Origin of the sequence: Streptomyces sp. NPDC046870 (genome assembly GCF_040704595.1) — a bacterium.
GTDB lineage: Bacteria > Actinomycetota > Actinomycetes > Streptomycetales > Streptomycetaceae > Streptomyces > Streptomyces argyrophylli.
Genome location: NZ_JBEYXM010000012.1, coordinates 26,069 through 46,021 on the forward strand (window position 1 = coordinate 26,069; position 19,953 = coordinate 46,021).

The 19,953-nt window shown below is 76.6% G+C and carries 1 protein-coding gene; it reads right to left on the reverse strand.

Annotated features, from left to right (window positions below; translation table 11 throughout):
* Positions 1–30: 30 nt before the first annotated feature.
* The gene (locus tag AB0946_RS24540) at positions 31–19,944 is read right to left on the reverse strand and encodes a non-ribosomal peptide synthase/polyketide synthase (protein ID WP_366762799.1); all 19,914 of its coding nucleotides are present in this window, start codon (positions 19,942–19,944) and stop codon (positions 31–33) included.
* Between the last annotated feature and the right edge of the window lie 9 nt (positions 19,945–19,953).

Genomic DNA, 19,953 nt, shown 5'->3' on the forward strand with positions numbered 1-19,953 from the left:
GGTACGGGGCCTCGCGGGGCCGGAAGTGCGTCACCGGCCTCCCCTGGCGTGCCGGGCGAGGTGCCGCAGGGCCTCGGCGAACTCCTCGGCCACCCGGCGCACGGTCGCGGTGTCGTGGACGCCGGGCCGGTGGTGCCAGGTGAAGGCGAGCCGGCCGTGCTGCACCGCGCCCACCACCTCCAGCAGGTGGGAGCCGGGGTCCCGGGGGTCGTGGTCCTGCCCGAGGGAGCCGTGCTCGGCGCGGACCAGGCCGCCCGACGCGGTCTCGGGGCGGGCGTCCCACTGACCGAGGTAGTTGAACACCACCTGGCTGTGCGCGCCGGCGCCGAGGCGTTCGCGGACCTCGGGCGGCCCGAAGGTGCGCAGCGCGCCGAAGCCGATGCCGTTGCCGGGTACGGCTCGCAGCTGGCGGCGCACCGACTTCACCAGGGACCGCCAGTCGCGGTCGGGGCCGAGGTCGCCGGGGTCGGGCACCTGGACCGCGACCGGGTACACGGTGGTGAACCAGCCGACGGTGCGGGACAGGTCGACCCCGTCCAGCAGGTCCTCGCGGCCGTGGCCCTCCAGGTCCAGGCGGACCCGGTCGCGTCCGGTCCAGCGGGCCAGCGCCAGGGTGAGGGCGGTGAGCAGCACGTCGTTGACCCGGGTGCGGTAGGCGGTGGGTGCCGAGCGCAGCAGGGCCGTGGTGTCCTCCTCGCCGAGTTCCACGCTGACGGTGGCGGCCGGTCCGGGGGCGGGGGGTGCGGGTGGCGCGGGCTCGGTGTCCACCGCCTGCTCCCAGTACGGCAGTTCGTGGTCGAGTCCGCCTTCGGCGACGTACGCGGCCAGCCCCCTCGACCACGCGCGGAAGCTGGTGCCGCGCTCCCCCAGCGTGACCGTTCCGCCCTGGCGGGCCTGCTGGTAGGCGGTTTCCAGGTCGTCACGCAGGATGCGCCAGGAGACGGCGTCCACCACCAGGTGGTGGGCGACGAGGAGGAGGAACGCGGGCCGGCCGGGCTCCCCGGTGAACAGGGCCGCGCGTAGTTGCGGGCCCCGGGCCAGGTCGAAGCCGGCGTGCAGTTCGTCGGCGGCCTTGGCCATGGCGGCGTCGGCGTCCTCGGCGGACAGCCCGGTCAGGTCGTGGCGGACGAGGATGCCGGGGCCGGCGGCGGGCGGCGGGTTGAACTGGTGCCAGCCGTCGGCGTCCCGGGTGAACCGCATGCGCAGCGCGTCGTGGTGTTCCAGCAGCGCGTCCAGGGCGGTGCGCAGCGCCCGCGGGTCGGGGGTGCCGTCGAGTTCCAGCAGGGCCGACTGGTTGAAGTGGTGGTGCGCGGCGCGCGGGGTGGTCAGGAACCACTCCTGGATCGGGGTCAGCGGCACCTCGCCGGTGACCGGGCCGTCCCCGGACCGCCGGGGCGCGGCGCGGACCACGGTGGCGAGTGCGGCCACGGTCTGGTGCGTGAACAGGTCGCGGGTCGCCACGTGCAGGCCGTCGCGGCGCAGCCGGGAGACGACCTGCATGCTCAGGATGGAGTCGCCGCCGAGCGCGAAGAAGTTGTCGTCGGCGCCGACCTCGTCGATGCCCAGCACATCGGCCCAGATGCGGGCGATCCGGCGTTCGGTGTCGGTACGCGGCGCGGTCTTCGGGCCGTCCGCGTGCCGCGCGGGCCCGGGTGCGGGCAGGGCCCGCCGGTCCGTCTTGCCGTTCGGGGTGAGCGGCAGCCGGTCGAGCGGCACGAAGACGGACGGCACCATGTGCGGGGGCAGCAGCCCGGCTAGGTGCAGCCGCAACTCCCCGACGGGCAGCCGCGGCTCGCCTGCGGCCGGCCGGTCGGCGGCCAGCGCGTCCACCGCGTGCCCGTCCGCCGGAACCACGTAGGCGACCAGCCGGGACGGTGCGTCCGGCGTCTCCCCCGCGCGTACGGCCACGACCGCGTCCCGCACCAGCGGGCTGCGCCGCAGCGCACTCTCGATCTCGCCGGGCTCGATGCGGAAGCCGCGCAGCTTGACCTGGTCGTCGGCGCGTCCGGCGAACCGGAGCCGGCCGTCGGCGGTCCAGCGGACCAGGTCCCCGGTGCGGTACATCCGCTCCCCCGGCGCGCCGAACGGGTCGGGGACGAACCGCTGGGCCGTGAGTCCCGGCCGGCCCAGGTAGCCGCGGGCGAGCCCGGGCCCGGCGAGGTACAGCTCGCCGGTCACACCGGGCGGTACGGGACGCAGGGCGGCGTCGAGCACGCGGACGCCGATGCTTCCGGCGGGGCGCCCGATGGACGGGGCGCCGGTGCCGGGCGTGAGCGGGCCGGTCCAGGTGGCGACGACGGTGGCCTCGGTCGGCCCGTAGGAGTTGATCATCCTCCGGCCGGGGGCCCAGGTGTCGACCAGGTCGGCCGGGCACGCCTCGGCGCCCACGATGAGCGTGCGCAGGTGGGGCAGGGCGGCGGCGGTCTCCGCCGGGATGGTGGCCAGCGCCGCCGGGGGGATCAGGGCGTGGCTGACGCGGCGCTCGGCGAGCACCTCCGCCAGCCGCTCCCCGACCAGCGGTCCCTCCTCGCCGGTGACCAGCGCGGCCCCGCTGAGCAGGGAGACGCACAGCTCCAGCACGGAGGCGTCGAAGCTGGGCGAGGCGAACTGCAGGACCCGGTCGCCGGGGCCGGCCGCGTACTGCTCGGCGGCCGCGGCGGCGAAGGAGGCGAGGCCCCGGTGGGTGACCACCACGCCCTTCGGGGTGCCGGTGGATCCGGAGGTGTAGATGACGTAGGCGGGGTGGGCGGGGGTGAGGGGCGCGGTGCGGTCGGTGTCCGTGGGTGCGGTGTCCGGTCCGTCGGCGGCCCACACCTGGGCCGGGTCGGCGAGGACGAGGTGGGCGCCCGCGTCCCGGGTCATGAACTCCCTGCGCTGCGGCGGGTAGGCGGGGTCGACGGGCAGGAAGGCGCCCCCGGCCTTGGCGACCGCGAGCTGGGCCACGACCGTCGCCGCCGAGCGGGGCAGCGCCAGGGCGACCACGCGCTCCGGTCCGACGCCGTCCCGGACGAGCCGGTGGGCCAGCCGGTTCGCCGCCCGGTCCACCTCCGCGTAGGTCAGCTCCCGGTCGCCGTCGAGCAGCGCGACCGCGTCCGGGGTGCGGGCCGCCTGCCGCTCGAACAGGGCGGGCAGGGTCGTCTCGGGCACCGGGCGGAAGGTGCCGCGGCCCTGGTCCAGCAGGGTCTTCAGCTCGTCGCCTGAGGCCAGCGGCAGGGCGCCGAGCGGACGGTCCGGGTCCTCGGCGACGGCGTGCAGCAGGGTGCCGAGCTGTCCGGCCATCCGGTCGGCGGTGGCCGGGTCGAACAGGTCGGTGTTGTAGGTGAGCAGGCCGTGCAGGGCTCCGTCGCCGGTCTCGGCGAACTCCAGGGTGAGGTCGAACGCGGCCTGCTCGGACTCCGGTTCGACGTCGGTGACGTCCAGGCCGGGCAGGTCGAGGCCGGCGGACGGGGTGTTCTGCAGGACGACCATGACCTGGAAGAGGGGGCTGCGGCTGGTGTCGCGGACCGGGTCCACCGCGTCCACGACCCTTTCGAACGGCACGTCCTGGTGGGCGAAGGCGTCGAGGACGGTCTGCCGTACGGCGGTGAGGAACCCGGTGAACGGCTCCTGCGCGCCGGCCCGGGAGCGCAGCACCAGGGTGTTGACGAAGAACCCGACGAGCCCTTGCGTCTCGGGCCGTTCGCGGCCTGAGGCGACGGTGCCCACGGTGATGTCCTCGGCGCCGGAGAGCCGGGCGAGGTAGGCCTGGGCGGCGGCGACGAGCGTGGTGAACAGGGTGGTGCCGTGGTCGCGGGCGAGCCGGGTCAGCCGCCGGACGGCCTGCGCGGGCACCACCAGCCGGGTGGTCGCGCCGGCGCTGGTGCGTACCGGCGGCCGGGGCCGGTCGGTGGGCAGTTCCAGCGGCTGGGTGTCCGCCAACTGCCGTTTCCAGTAGGCGAGGTGCTCGTCGGCACCGGCGTCCCCGGTGCCGCGCTGCCAGCGCGCGTAGTCGGAGTACTGCACCGGCAGCGCGGGCAACGCGGCGTGTTCGGCGCCTAGTTGTGCGCGGTAGAGGTGGGCGAGGTCGCCGAGCAGGACGGAGGTGGACCAGCCGTCGGTGACGATGTGGTGCAGCGTGAGGGTGAACACGTGGTCCTTCTCGGCGAGCCGGACCAGACCGGTGCGCAGCAGCGGGCCCTGACGCAGGTCGAAGGGGCGGGAGCGTTCCTCGGCGAGCAGTCCCCGCAGGGCGGCCTCGGGGTCGGCGGTGCGTGACAGGTCGCGCACGGGCAGCGGCACCTCCTCGGGCGGGTGGACGCGCTGGACGCCGTGCCCGTCGACGCTGTCGAAGGTGGTGCGCAGCGACTCGTGCCGGGCCGCCAGGGCGGTCAGGGCGGCGCGGAGGGCACCGGTGTCCAGGTCGCCGCGCAGCCGGAGGGCGAGCGCGGTGACGTACTCGGCGCCACCGGGGGCGAACTCCTCCAGGAACCACAGGCGTTGCTGGGCGTACGACATCGGCGCGGCCCCGTCCCGGCCGGCCGGGGTGATGGCCGACCGGCCGGTGCCCCGCCGGGCGTCGAGCAGCCGGGCCAGTCCCGCCGGGGTGGGGTGGGTGAACACCGCGCGCGGGGTGACGTCGGTGTCGAAGGTCTCGGCGAGCCGGGAGGCGAGCCGGATGCTGAGGATGGAGTCGCCGCCGAGCTGGAAGAAGTCGTCCTCCACACCGGGCGGTTCGCTGCCCAGCACCTCGCCGAAGACGGCCGCCGTGCGGCGCTCGGCCTCGGTGCGGGGCTCGACCCGGGTACGGCCCGGCAGCGCATCGGGTGCGGGCAGGGCCGCGCGGTCCACCTTGCCGTTGCGGCTGAGCGGGAGGGCGGCGAGCGGGACGACGGCACCGGGGACGAGGTAGTCGGGCAGGGTGCGGGCGGCGAACTCCCGCAGCTCCTCGGCGTCCCGCCCGGCCGGTCCGACGACGTAGGCCACGAGCCTCCTGGCACCGGGCCGGTCCTCGCGGGCCAGCACGGCCACGTCCACGACGCCCGGGTGGGCGGCGAGGGCGGCCTCGACCTCGCCGGGCTCCACCCGGAAGCCCCGGATCTTCACCTGGTCGTCGGCGCGGCCCAGGAACTCGACGGTGCCGTCCGGCCGTCGCCGGGCCAGGTCGCCGGTGCGGTACATCCGGGTGCCGGGCGGGCCGCAGGGGTCGGCGAGGAAGCGGGCCGCGGTGTCGCCGGGGCGGCCCAGGTAGCCGCGGGCGACGCCCTCCCCGGCCACGTACAGCTCACCGGGGCAGCCCGGCGGTACGGGCCGCAGCCGGGCGTCGAGGACGTGCACCCGCATGTCGTCCAGCGGGTGGCCGATGGGGACGGTGCCGGGCACGGCCGCCGGGTCGGTGAGGGCGCAGGAGGTCGCGAAGGTGGTGGTCTCGGTGGGGCCGTAGCCGTCGACGACGGTCAGGCCGGGGCACGCGGCCAGCACCCGGCGCACGGCCTGGGCGGGGACGACGTCACCGCCGGTCCACACCTGCTCCAGACCCCGGAAGCAGTCGGGGGCGTCCTGCGCGAGCAGCCGGAACAGTCCGGCGGTCAGCCACAGCGCCGTCAGCTCGCCGTCGCCGGCCAGCCGGCGCACCAGGGCCGCGTCGACGCCGCCGGCCGGGGCCACGACGACGCGGCCGCCGTTCAGCAGCGGCGCCCACACCTCGAAGGTCGCGGCGTCGAACGCCACCGGCGAATGCAGCAGCACCCGCGCGCACGCGCCGTCGGCGAAGCGGCTGTCGGTGGCGAGTGCCGCCACGTCCCGGTGCCGTACGGCGACCGCCTTGGGGCGGCCGGTGGAGCCGGAGGTGAACATCACGTACGCCAGCCGGTCGGGGTCGGCGGCCGGTATCCGCTGCGGCTCCGTGCCGCCGCCGGTGCGGGCGGCGGTCACCTCGGCCGGGGTGAGCCGGACGGTCGCGCCCGCCTGGGCGAGCAAGGTGCGGCGGCGCTCCTCGGGCGCCCGCGTGTCGACGGGGACGTAGGCGCCGCCGGCCATGAGCACGGCGAGCTGGGCGACGACGAGTTCGGCGGAGCGGTCCATGAGCAGCGCCACCCGGTCCTCGGCCGCCAGCCCGCCGGCCACCAGCCGGGCGGCCAGTGCGGTCGCCCAGTCCGCCAGTTCACGGTACGTCAGCTCGCGCGCGCCGTCGCGGACCGCGACCGCGTCCGGGGTGCGGCGGGCCTGCTCGGCGAACAGGTCCACCGGGCTGCGCGGCGCGGCCCGGCGGGCGGTGGTGTTCCATGCGGCCAGCAGGTCGCGGTCGCCGGGGGTGAACAGGTCCAGGGCGGCCAGGTCGGTGTCGAACCCGTCGGCGAGGGCGGTGAGCAGGGCCGCCAGCCGGCCGGCGGCGCGCTCGGCGGTCGCGGGGTCGAACAGGGCGGGGTCGTAGGCCAGGTCGAAGGCGAGCCGTTCGGCGAGGTGGGCGCGGAGGCACCAGGGGAAGGTGGTGGCGTCGTCGGCGCGCACCTCCTCGACACGGACGCCGGTGCGGGCCGTGGCCGACTCGTCCACGGGGTAGTTCTCGAACACCACCATGCTGTCGAACAGCGGTTCTCCGGGCGGGACTTCGCTGACGGCCTGGATGCGGGGCAGGGCGAGGAAGTCGAAGCGGCGGGCGTCGCTCTGCCGGTCCTGGAGCCCGCGCAGCCACGGCAGCACGGGTCCGGCGGGGACGCGGACACGGGCCGGCACGGTGTTGATGAACATGCCGATCATGCCTTCGACGCCGGGCAGTTCGGCCGGGCGGCCGGACACCGTGGTGCCGAACACCACGTCGTCCCGGCCGCTGGAGCGGGCCAGCAGCAGCGCCCAGGCGCCCTCCACGACGGTGTTGACGGTGAGCCCGGCGCGGGCGGCGCCCTCCCGCAGCCGGTGCGAGACCCGCGCGTCCAGCGCGTGGTGGACGGCGGCGGCGGAGCGGGCGCGGTGGGCCTCGGCGGGCGTGCGGTCGTACGGCAGCGGGGTGCGGGCGGTGAAGCCGGCCAGGGCGTCGGCCCAGTACCGCTCGGCGGCCCGCTCGTCCTGGTCGCGCAGCCAGTGCAGGAAGTCCGCGAAGGGCCGCCGTACCGGGGGCGCGGGGTCGGGGCCGCCGGTGAGGGCGGCGTAGCGTTCGCACACCTCGGTGAGGAGCTGCCCGGTGCTCCAGCCGTCCAGGACGATGTGGTGCGTCGACCAGAGCAGCAGCACCTCGTCGCCGGGCAGGGCGGCGAGGGTGAGGCGGGTCAGCGGCACGGTGGTGAGGTCCATGCCCGCCGCGCGGTCCTCGGCGAGCAGCCGCTCGGTGGCCTCCGCGCGCCGCTCGGGGGTCGGTGCCCGCCAGTCGAGATGGGTGACGGGCAGCTCGGCGTGCCGGTGGACCACCTGGACCGGGTGGGGCAGGCCCTGCCAGTGCACGCTGCTGCGCAGCACCGGGGTGCGGTCGGCGACCTGCTGCCAGGCGGCGGCGAACGCGCGCGGGTCGGCCACGCCGGACAGGCGTACGGCCGTACGGTCGAAGTAGGCGTGCTCGGTGTCCACGAGGCCGTGGAAGAGCATGCCGGACTGGAGCGGGGTGAGCGGCAGGACGTCCTCGACGTGCCGGCCGGTGCCGACGAGCCGGTCCAGCTGGTCCTGGTGGAGACCGGCGAGCGGGAAGTCGGAGGGCGTACGGCCGCCCGTGCCGGGTCGGGCGCAGTGCGCCACGATGTCCCGGAGGGCCGCGAGGGTCTCGTCGGCGAGCCGGCGGACGGTGGCCTCGTCGTAGACGGCCGCCGGGTAGGTCCAGCCGAGTTCGAGGCGGCCCCGCTGGACCACTCCGGTGACGTCCAGCAGGTAGGGGCGGGGTTCGTCGGGGTCGGTGTCCCGGCCGGCCGGGGGCAGGGAGCCGCGCAGCAGCCCGCCGGTGCCGTCCGCGTCCCACTGGCCGTGGTAGTTGAAGCCGACCCGCGGTGCCGGGGCGCCGGTGAGGGGGCTGCCGGGCACGAGGTGGCGCAGGGCGCCGTGGCTCAGGCCGCGCAGCGGTACCGCGCGCAGCTGCTCCTTGACCGAGCGGAGGGTGTCGTGCCAGCCGGCGTCCGGGCCGACGCGCAGCGCGAGCGGGAACTCGGCGGTGAACCAGCCGACGGTCCGCGCCAGGTCGACGTCCGCGAACAGGTCCTCCCGGCCGTGTCCCTCCACCCCGAGCAGGACGGTGTCGCGCCCGCACCAGCGGGCCAGGGTGCGGCCGAGGGCGCTGAGCAGGACGTCGTTGACCTGGGTGCGGTAGACCTCCGGGACCTGGCGCAGCAGGGCGTCGGTCGTCTCCGCGTCCAGGGTGACGGTCAGGGTGGCGGCGGTGCGGTGGGTGTTGGGGCCGGGCCGTCCGGCGGGCAGCTCGGCCGGGGCCGCGGCGGCGCGCGTCCAGTACGGCAGGTCCGCGTCCAGGGCGCCGGAGCGGGTGTGCCGGTCGAGCCGGGCGGCCCAGGTGCCGTAGGAGGTGCCCGTGGCGGGCAGTTCGCAGGGCCGGCCGGCGGCGGCCGCCGCGTGGGCGGTCTCCAGGTCGGCGAGCAGGATGCGCCAGGACACGCCGTCGATCACCAGGTGGTGGGCGGTGATCACGAGTTGGCCCGTCCGCCGGGGGCCCCGGTCGAAGAAGAGGACGCGGACGACCCGGCCCTCGACGGGGTCGAGCGCGGTCTGGGCCTCCTCCGTGAGCCGCTGGACCTCGCTCTCCAGTGCCGTGTCGTCCAGCCCGGTGGCGTCGTGCCGGGTGAAGACGCCGTCCGGGGCCTCGGGCAGCACCTCCTGGCGCCAGCCGTCGGCGGTGCGGCGGAAGCGGGTGCGCAGGGCGGCGTGGTGGCGGACGAGGGCGTCGGCGGCGGTGCGCAGCGCCGGCCCGTCCGTGCCGGCGGCGAGTTCCAGGCGCTGGGTCATGGTGAACCGGAGCCGCTGCCCGGGATCGCGGCCGTCGAGGTACCAGTGCTGGATCGGGGTCAGCGGCGCCTCGCCGGTCTCCTCCGCGGCGGCGGGAGCGGGCGCCGACTCCGTGACGCGCAGGGCGAGTTCGGCGACCGTCTGGTGGCGGAAGACGTCCTTGGTGGTGAGGGCGAGTCCGTCCTGCCGGGCGCGGGAGACGATCTGGATGCTGAGGATGGAGTCGCCGCCGAGCGCGAAGAAGTTGTCGCGCGCGCCGACCCGTTCGACGCCGAGCACCTGAGCCCAGATCGCGGCGAGGCGTTCCTCGGTGCCGGGCCGGGGGGCGACGTACGGGGTGGTGCTGTCGGGCTGCGCGGGCGGTGCGGGCAGGGCGCGCCGGTCGGTCTTGCCGCTGGTGGTGCGGGGGATGCGGGCCAGCGGGACGAACGCCGCGGGCACCATGTGGCCGGGCAGGGTACGGCGCAGGGCGAGGCGCAGGTCGTCGGCGGACGGCGTCCGGCCGGCGGACGGCACCACATAGCCGACGAGCATGGGGCGGCCGGCGTGGTCGCGCACGGCGACCGCGGCGTCGGCGACGTCCGGGTGGGCCAGGAGGGCGGCCTCGACCTCGCCGGGCTCGATGCGGAACCCGCGGATCTTGACCTGCTCGTCCACCCGGCCCAGGAACTCCAGCAGCCCGTCCCGGTCCCAGCGGACCCGGTCCCCGGTGCGGTACATCCGCTCCCCCGGCGCCCCGAAGGGGTCGGCGAGGAAGCGGGCGGCGGTGAGCCCGGGCCGGTTGAGATAGCCGCGGGCCACCTGGGCGCCGGCCAGGTACAGCTCGCCGGGGACGCCGGGCGGCACCGGCCGCAGGGCGCCGTCGAGGACGTAGGCGCGCAGGTTGCCGCCGGGGCGGCCGATGACCGGGCGGTCGGGCCGGTCGGCGAAGCGGCCGTAGACGGCGTCGACGGTGCACTCGGTGGGGCCGTACATGTTGTACACGGTCACGCCCGACCGCTCCTCGGCCCGGACGAGTGCGCGCCAGTCGGCGGGGGTGACGGCCTCGCCGCCGACGAGCAGCAGGCGGGGGTGGTGGCGGCCGGGGGCGAGCAGGCCGGCGGCGGTCAGTTCGCGCAGGAACGACGGGGTGACGTTCACCAGGTCGAGACGGTGCGCGGCGACCTGGGCGCAGAAGGCCTGCGGGTCCAGGCGTACGTCCTCGTCGACGAGGTGGACCTCGTGGCCGAGGGCGAGGAGCAGCGGCCCTTCCCAGGAGGTGTCGAAGGAGAAGGAGGCGCTGAGCGCGGCCCGCAGCCGCCGCCCGCCGCCGGTGTGCGGGGCGAGCAGTCCCGCCCGGTGGTCGTGGCACAGGTTGACGAGCTGCCGGTGCTCGACGGCGACGCCCTTGGGGCGGCCGGTGGAGCCGGAGGTGTAGACGATGTAGGCGGTGTGCTCGGGCCGCAGGGGCCGGACCCGGTCGGCGTCGGCCGGGTCGTGGGCGGGGAGCCGGTCCCAGGGCACCTCGTCGAGGCCGGTCAGCAGGGTGTGCGGCCGGGCGTCGGCGAGCAGGAGGTCCACCCGCTCCTCGGGGAGTCCGGGGTCCAGGCAGAGCAGGGTCGCGCCCGCCTTGAGGACCGCGAGCACCGCCACCACCAGGCCGGAGGTGCGCGGCAGCCGTACGGCGACCACGTCCTCGGGGCCCGCGCCCCGGGCGATGAGGTGGTGGGCCAGCCGGTTGGCGCGCTCGTTCAGCGCGGCGAAGTCCAGGGTGGTGTCGCGGGCCACCAGCGCGGTGTGGTGCGGGCTGCGGGCGGCCCGCTCCTCGAACAGGGCCGGGAAGGTGGTGTCCGGCTCGGGCAGCCGGGCGCCCTGCCCGTACCGCAGCACCTGGCGCCGTTCGCCGTCGGTCATCAGCGGCAGCCGGCCCACGGCCCGGTCCGGGTCCCCGGCGGCGGCCTCCAGCAGGACACGCAGCCGGGCGGCCAGGCGTTCGGCGGTGCCGGCGTCGAAGAGCCCGGTGTTGTACTCCAGGTAGCCGGTGAGTCCGCCGTCGGTCTCCGTGAAGTCGAAGGCGAGGTCGAAGGTGGCGTTGCGGACCGGCGGGGTGACCGGCTCCACCGCCAGGCCGGGCAGCCGGGGAGGTGCGGCGCCGAGGTTGTGCAGGGCGACCATGACCTGGAAGAGCGGGGTGCGGCTGGTGTCCCGCTCGGGCTGGAGGGCGTCCACCACGCGTTCGAAGGGCACCTCCTGGTGGGCGAACGCCTCCAGGACGGTGTCGCGCACCTCGCCCAGCAGCTCCCGGAAGGACAGACCGGGACGGACCCGGGCGCGCAGCACCAGCGTGTTGACGAACATGCCGACCACGTCGTGCAGTTCGGGCCGTTCCCGGCCGGCGGTGACGGTGCCGACGGTGACGTCCTCCTGGCCGGCCCAGCGGGCGAGCAGGACCTGGCAGGCGGCCACGAGTGTCATGTAGAGGGTGGCGTCGGCCTCCCGGCCCCGCTCGCGCAGCCGCTCGGTGAGCGCGGCGGGCAGGGTGAAGGTCACCAGGGCGCCGTCGCGGGTGCGGACGGCCGGGCGGGGCCGGTCGGTGGGCAGCTCCAGCGGGGTGACGCCGTCCAGGGCGGTGCGCCAGTAGTCCAGTTCGGCTTCGGCCCGTTCGGCGCGGGCGCGCTGCCAGGAGGCGTAGTCGGCGTAGCGGACCGGCAGGGCGGGCAGGTCGGGACGGCGGTCCTCCAGTGCCGCCGCGTACAGTTCGCCCAGGTCCCGGGCGAGCACGCCGGCGGACCAGCCGTCCGTGACGATGTGGTGCAGGGCGAGGACGAGGACGTGCTCGTCGGCGGCGCACCGGACCAGGCGGATGCGGAACAGCGGCCCGGTGGCCAGGTCGAAGGGGGTGGCGGCCTCGCGCTCCAGGAGGGCGTCCAGGGCGCTGTCCGCGCCGGCGGTCTCCGCGAGGTCGTCGACCCGCAGGTCCACGGGGTGCGCGGGGCGGACCGACTGCCGGGCTCGGCCGTCCTGTTCGGTGAACGTGGTGCGCAGGGACTCGTGCCGGGCGACCAGTCCGTCCAGGGCGGCGCGCAGCGCCGGGGTGTCGAGCGCGCCGCGCAGCCGCAGCACGGACAGGGTCGTGTACTCGGTGCTGTCCGGCTCGAACCGGTCGAGGAACCACAGGCGTTGCTGGGCGTACGACAGGGGTGCCGGGGTGTCCGGGCCGGTGGCCGGGATGCCGTCGGCGGTGCTTCCGTCCCGGGGCTCGCCCAGCGCCGCCGCGAGGGCGGACAGCGTGGGGTGGGTGAACAGCAGCCGGGGCGAGACGTCCGTGCCGAAGGCGGCCCGCAGCCGGGAGGTGACGCGGACGGCGAGGATGGAGTCGCCGCCGAGGGCGAAGAAGTCGTCGTCGGCGCCGACCTCCCCGGCGTCCAGGACGTCCGCCCACGCGGCGGCGACCAGCCGTTCGGCCGGGGTGCGCGGCGGGGTCCGGGTGCCGTCGGCGGCGAAGCCGTCGGGGCCGGGTGCGGGCAGGGCGCGCCGGTCGAGCTTGCCGTTGACGGTGAGCGGCAGCGCGGCCATCGGCACGTACGCGGCCGGCACCATGTGCGCGGGCAGCAGCCCCTCCAGATGCGCGCGGAGTTCGGCGGCGGACGGCGGCGGCAGGGCGCGGTCGCCGCTGCCGGTGCCGACGACGTGGGCGACCAGCCGGCGGGTGCCGGCGGAGTCCTCGTACACGCCGACGGTGGCCGTGCCCACGCCCGGGTGGCGGTGCAGTGCGGCCTCGATCTCCCCGGGCTCGATGCGGTAACCGCGGATCTTCACCTGCTGGTCGGCGCGGCCCAGGTACTCCAGGGTGCCGTCGGCCCGCCAGCGGGCCCGGTCGCCGGTGCGGTACATGCGGGTGCCGGGCCGGCCGAACGGGTCCGCGGGGAAGCGGGTCGCGGTGAGGCCGGGCCGGTTGAGGTAGCCGCGGGCCAGGCCCTCGCCGGCGACGAACAGCTCGCCGACGGCGCCGGGCGGCACCGGCCGCAGCGCGTCGTCCAGGACGTACAGCCGCAGGTCGGGGATGCCGGTGCCGATGGGGCTCGCGGTGCCGTCGCGGGCCGCGCGGCGGTCCAGCGCGGCGTAGGTGACGTGCACGGTCGTCTCCGTGATGCCGTACATGTTCACCAGGCGGGGCGCGGTGTCCGGGTGGCGGGCGTACCAGTCGCCGAGCCGGGCCACGTCCAGCGCCTCGCCGCCGAAGACCACCGTGCGCAGCGCCAGCCGGGCGCTCACGTCCGGCAGTTCGGCGTCGGCGCGGATCAGCGGGTAGAAGGCGGAGGGGGTCTGGTTGAGGACGGTGACCCGCTCGTCGGCGAGCAGGCGCAGGAAGTCCTCCGGGGAGCGGGCGGTGTCCTCGGGGACGACGACGAGCCGGCCGCCGTGCAGCAGCGGGCCCCACAGCTCCCACACCGAGAAGTCGAAGGCGTAGGAGTGGAACAGGGTCCACACGTCGTCGGGTCCGAACCCGAACCAGGGCCGGGTGCGGGTGAACAGCCGGACCACGTTGGCGTGCGGGACGACGACGCCCTTGGGCCGGCCGGTGGAGCCGGAGGTGAAGATGGCGTACGCGGGGCTCTCGGGCAGCGCGCGGCGGACCGGGCCGGCGGCCGGGCGGCGGGCCAGGTCGGCGCGGACACCGGGGTCGTCCAGCCGCAGGAGGGGCACAGCCGTGTCGACGGCGGTGCCGGTGGTGGTCACCAGGGTCACCGGGGCGGCGTCGGCGAGGAGGTCCCGGACGCGTTCGGCGGGCAGCGCGGGGTCGATGGGCAGGTAGGCGGCGCCGGTCTTGAGGACGGCGAGGACGGCCACGACGAGGTCGGTGGAGCGGGGCAGCGCGAGCGCCACGAACGTCTCGGGCCCGGCGCCGAGTTCGGCGAGCCGGTGGGCGAGCCGGCCGGAGCGCTCGTCCAGGGTGGCGTAGTCGAGCCGGTCGTCGCCGCAGGCGACGGCCTCGGCGTGGGGGGTGCGGGCGGCCTGGGCGGTGAAGAGGGCGTCCAGGGTGTCGGCGGGCCGGCCCTCCTCGGTGCCGTTCCAGCCGGCCAGCATCCGGCGCCGCTCCTCTGCGGTCGTCCAGGCGAGCGCGCGCACGGGCCGGTCCGGGTCGTCGGCCAGCTCGGTGAGCAGCAGGCACAGCCGGCCGGCGAGGGCGCGCACGGTCGCGGCGTCGAACAGTTCGGGGTCGTAGGCGAGGTCGAAGCCGAACCGGTCGCCCTGGTAGGCGCGCAGCACGAGGGCGTAGTTGGTGGCGTCGCGGGCGGACACGTCCGCCAGGCGTATGCCGGTGCCGGCCGAACGGGTCTGGTCGAAGGGGTAGTTCTCGAAGGCCACCATGCTGTCGAACAGGGGGCTGCCGGCGGGTACGTCGCTCAGCGAGGTCAGCTCGGCGAGGGACACCGCGGCGTACCGCCGTGCGTCGGCCTGCGCCTCCTGGAGCTCCCGGAGCCAGGCGGTGGCGGTACGGCCGCCGTCCACGCGGACGCGGGTGGGCAGGGTGTTGATGAACATGCCGACCATCGACTCGACGCCGGGCAGGTCGTCGGGGCGTCCGGAGACGGTGGTCCCGAACAGCACGTCCCGCTCGGCGCCGTAGCGGGACAGCAGCAGCGCCCAGGCGCCCTGCACCACGGTGCCGAGGGTGAGTCCGGCCGCGCGGGCGGTGCGCGCCAGCCGGGCCGAGACCTCCGCGGAGAGCCCGGCCGTGTGCACGCCCGCGGAGCGGGTCTCGTGGCCGGGGCGGCGGACGCGGTCGGCGGGCAGCGGGGTGGGGGTGGCGAATCCGGCGAGGACCGTCCGCCAGTGCGCGCGTGCGGCCTCGGTGTCCTGGCCGGCCAGCCAGCGCACGTAGTCGGCGAACGGCCGCCGCGGCGCGGGCCGGTGCTCGGCGCCGGTGGTGAGCGCCGTGTACTCCTCGAAGACGTCGGTGAGCACCTGGGCCAGGCTCCAGCCGTCCAGGATCAGATGGTGGGACGTCCACAGCAGCTGGAGCCGGTCCCCGGGCAGCCGGACGAGGGTGAGCCGCATCAACGGGGCCGTGCCGAGGTCCAGGCCGCGCGCGAGGTCGTCGGCGCGCAGCCGGTCCAGCCGCTCGGCCCGCTCCCCCGCCTCCAGCTGCCGCCAGTCCACCTGCTCCACGGGCACGGTGACGCGGCGGTGCACGACCTGGAGCGGCACCGGCACGTCCTCCCACACCACCGAGGTGCGCAGCGCGGGGGTGCGGTCGGTCACGCGCTGCCAGGCCAGGGCGAGGGCGTCGGGGTCGCTCACCCCTTCGAGCAGGAGTGCGGCCTGGTCGAGGTACACGTCGTCCGGTCCGCCGACCAGCCGGTGGAAGAGCATGCCCTCCTGGAGCGGGGTGAGCGGCAGCAGGTCCTCCACGTCCCGGCCGTCGCCGGCCAGGCGGTCGACGCCGGCCTGGTCCAGCCGGGCCAGCGGGAAGTCGGAGGGGGTACGGCCGCCCGCGCCGGGCCGGGCGCAGTGCTCGGCGACGGCGGCGAGCGCCCGCACCATGCCGTCCGCCAGCCGCCGTACGGTGCCGGCCCGGTGCACCTGGTCGCTGTAGTGCCAGGTGATCTCCAGCTCGCCGTCGGCGACCAGGGCGGAGACGTCCAGGAGGTGGTCCAGCGGCGCGCCGGGGTCCATGTCCCGGCCGGGCACGTCGGCGACGGGTGCGAAGTCCCCGCCGGCGGGCGCCTCCCACTGGCCGTGGTAGGTGAAGCAGACCTGGGGCAGCGGGAGTTCGCCGAGGGCTCTCGCCTCGGGCCGGGGCGAGCCGAGGTGGCCCAGGGCCTGGTAGCCGAGACCGCGGCGGGGCACGGCGCGCAGCCGCTCCTTGACGGCCTTGAGGGTGGCCCCCCAGTCCCGCGGACCCGCCGGGGTCAGGGTGACCGGGTACTGGGTGGTGAACCAGCCGACCGTGCGCGACAGGTCGGCGCCCTCGGCCAGTTCCTCCTCCCGGCCGTGGCCCTCCAGGGCGACGGTCACCCGGTCCTCGCCCGTCCAGTCGGCCAGCACCCGAGCCAGCGCGCTCAGCAGCACGTCGTTGACCTGGGTGCGGTAGACGCCCGGCACCCGCCGCAGCAGGGCCTCGGTGGTGGCCCGGTCCACCCGGGTGCGGACGGTGCGCACCGACCCGGCGAGCGGGGTGCCGGGCAGGTCGACGGGGAGCGGGGTGCGCGGCGGCGCGGTCTCCCGCGTCCAGTGGGGCAGGTCGTCGTCCAGGTCACCGGCCCGTACCCGCTCGGCGAGCTCGCGCGCCCAGTCGGCGAACGGGGTGTGCTCGGGCTCCAGCCGGGGTTCGTCCCCGGCCGCGGCCTGCCGGTAGGCCTGTGCCAGGTCGGTGAGCAGCACCCGCCAGGAGACGCTGTCGACGGCCAGGTGGTGGGCGGTGAGGAACAGGCGCGGGCGCTCCTCGCCGGTGAGCAGGGCCGCGCGCAGCAGGGCCCCGGTGGCCGGGTCCAGGGCGGCGCGGGCGGCGTCGGCGGCCTCGGCGGGCGGGGTGCCCGGGCCGTGGCGGGTCAGCAGTCCGGTGGCCGGGCCGGTCCCGGGGTGCTGCCGCCAGGTGTCCCCGGTGCGGGTGAAGCGGGCGCGCAGCGCGGGGTGTGCCTGCGCCACGGCGTCCAGGGCCCGTCGCAGTGCCGGTTCGTCGAGGTCCTGGGGCAGGTCGAGCAGCATCGACATGCTGAAGTGCCGCAGCGGGCCGTGCGTGGCGAAGAACCACTCCTGGACCGGCGTGAGCGGGGCGGGCCCGTCCTCGCGCGGGCGCCGGGGCGCGGGCAGGCCGGGGGTGCGGCGGGCCGCGGCGGCGGCCAGGTCGGCGACCGTCTGGTGCCGGAAGACGTCCTGCGAGCCGATCCCGAGGCCCGCCGCGCGGGCCCGGGAGACGGCCTGGATGCTCAGGATCGAGTCGCCGCCCAGCTCGAAGAAGTTGTCCGTGACGCCGACCCGGTCCACGCCGAGCACCTCGGCCCACACGGCGGACAGGGTCTCCTCGTCCGGCGTACGGGGAGCGACGTACTCCCGCTCCGCGACGGTGGCCTCGGGCGCGGGCAGGGCACGCCGGTCCAGTTTGCCGCTGGTGGTCAGCGGCAGCGCGTCCAGCGGGGTGAAGGAGGACGGCACCAGCGCGTCGGGCAGCACCCGGCGCAGGGCCGCGCGCAGGTCGGCGGGGACGGGCCGGGGCGCGCCGGGCGCGGGGACGACGTAGGCGGCGAGGCGGGTGTGGCCGTGCGCGTCGGGTACGGCGGCGACCGCGGCGGCGGCGATGCCGGGCAGCGCGAGCAGGGCGGCCTCGATCTCGCCGGGCTCGATGCGGTGGCCGCGCACCTTGACCTGGTCGTCGGCGCGTCCGAGGTAGTCCAGGCGGCCGTCGGGGGTCCAGCGGGCCAGGTCGCCGGTGCGGTACATGCGGGTGCCGGGCGGCCCGTAGGGGTCGGCGAGGAAGCGGGCGGCGGTCAGGCCGGGGCGGCCGGTGTAGCCCCGGGCCAGCTGGGGGCCGGCGAGGTACAGTTCGCCGCCGACACCGGGCGGCACCGGCTGGAGCCGGTCGTCCAGCACGTAGGCCCGCACCCCGGGCAGGGGGCGGCCGACCAGGGGGCGGTCGCCGGCGATGCGGCAGGACAGCGCGTCGACCGTGCACTCGGTGGGGCCGTAGAAGTTGTGGGCGGTCACGTCGGGGTGGGCGGCCAGTTCACGCCAGAGCGCGGGCCCGACCGCCTCGCCGCCGAGCATGAGGACCCGGGGGCGGTGCCGGGGGTCGGTGAGCAGCCCGGCGGGCAGCAGCTGGCGCAGGTAGGACGGGGTGACGTCGAGGAAGTCGACGCGGTTGTCGACGACGTACGCGACCAGGGCGGCCGGGTCCATCCGGGTCGTCTCGTCGACCAGGTGCAGCGGGTGGCCGTCGGCCAGCAGCAGCACGCCTTCGAGGGAGGTGTCGAAGGAGAAGGACGCGGTGAGCGCGACCCGCAGCGGGCCGCCGCCCGCCTCGGCGACGAACCCGGCCCGGTGCGCGGCCAGCAGGTGCGCCGCCGAGCGGTGGGACACGGCGACGCCCTTGGGGCGGCCGGTGGAGCCGGAGGTGTGGATGACGTACGCGAGGTGCCCGGGGTCCAGCGGCGCGCGCCGGTCGGCGTCGGTGGGGTCGGTGTCCGGGGCGCTCGCGGGTACGGCGCGCAGCGCGGCCTCGTCCAGGAGCAGGGCCGGGCGGGTGTCGTCCAGCAGGTACCGGACGCGTTCCTCGGGCAGGGCCGGGTCCAGCGGCAGGTAGCCGGCGCCGGACTTCCAGACGGCGAGGATCGCGGTGATCATGTCGGCGGTGCGCGGCAGCCGCAGCGCGACCAGTCGTTCGGGGCCGGCGCCGAGCGCGATGAGGTGGTGGGCGAGCCGGTTGGCGCGGGCGTTGAGGGTGGCGTAGTCCAGCCGTTCGCCGCCCGCGACGAGGGCGAGGGCGCCTGGGGTGCGGGCCGCGCGGCGCTCGAAGATCTCCGGGTGGGTGAGGTCGTCCACGGGGTGCCGCGGTCCGGTGCTCCACTCCTGGACGACACGCCGTGTCTCGTCCTCGGACAGCAGCGGCAGGGCGCCCAGCGGGCGGTCCGGTGCCTCGGCCGCGCCCTCCAGCAGGCGCAGCAGCTGACCGGCGAGCCGCTCGGCCGTGGCCGGGTCGAACAGGTCGGTGCGGTACTCCAGCAGACCGGCGAGGCCCGCGCCGTCGGGCACGAACTCGATGCTCAGGTCGAAGGTGGCCGCCTGCCGGGGCACGGTGACCGGGGTGGTGGCGAGGCCGTGCGGGGCGGTCGCGGCGGGCGGGTCGGGGTGCAGCAGGACCATCACGTCGAACAGCGGGTTGCGGCCCGCCTCGCGGGGTGCGCCGACCGCCTCCACGATCCGCTCGAACGGCGTGTCGCCGTGGGCGAAGGCGTCGTTGACCGTGCCGGCCGTCCTGGCGAGCAGGTCGCGGAAGGAACCGGACGCGTCCACCGGGGTGCGCAGGACGACGGTGTTCACGAAGAAGCCGACGGTCCGTTCGAGGTCGGTGCGGGACCGGCCGGGGGTGAGGGAGCCGACCGTGATGTCGTCCTGGCCGGACCAGCGGGCCAGCAGGGCCTGGGTGGCGGCGACCAGGACGGTGTGCAGGGTGCTGTGCTGTTCTGCGGCGAGGTCGCGCAGCCGCGCGGTGAGGGGGGCGGGGACGGCGAAGGTGTGGACGGCGCCCGCGCCCGCCTCCTCGCCGCGCCGGGGCCGGTCCAGGGGCAGTTCGGGTGCCACCGCTCCCGCCAGCTGCCGTCTCCAGTGGTCCAGATGGCGTTCGAGGCGGGGACCGGAGAGCTGTTCGCGCTGCCACACCGCGAAGTCCGGGTACTGCGTGGCCACCGGGGGCAGGTCCGGCCGGGCGCCGCGCGCGAGGGCGTCGTAGGCGGTGCACAGCTCGTCCAGGACCACGCCCACCGACCAGCCGTCCGTGACGATGTGATGGGCCGTCAGCAGCAGGACGTGCGAGGTGGCGGACTCGCGCAGCAGCAGGGCGCGCAGCAGCGGCCCGTGCCGCAGGTCGAAGGGGCGGGAGTACTCCGCGAGCAGGTCGGCGTCCAGGTCGCCGGTGTCCCGCTCCGGCAGCGGCACCGGACCCGCCGGGCGGACGCGCTGCACCGGCAGGCCGTCGGTCTCCTCGAACGTGGTGCGCAGGGCCTCGTGCCGGGCGACGACGGCGGCGAGCGCCCCGCCCAGCGCCGCGTGGTCCAGCGCGCCGGTGAGACGGAGGGCGACGGCGCTGTTGTAGCGGGCGTCGCCGGGGCTCAGCCGGTCCAGGAACCACAGCCGCTGCTGCGCGGACGACAGCGGCAGCGGGCGGTCCCGGTCGGCGCGCGGGATGGCCTGCCGGGCGGCCGGGGCCGCGCCGCCGGCCCGTCCGGCGAGCCGCCGCCGCAGCGCCTCCCGCAGTTCCTCGGGCAGCGCCTCGGCACGGTCCCGCTTGGAGGGCCGCGCGGAACCGGAGGGGTTCGAAGGGGTCGAAGACGTCATGGTCGTCGG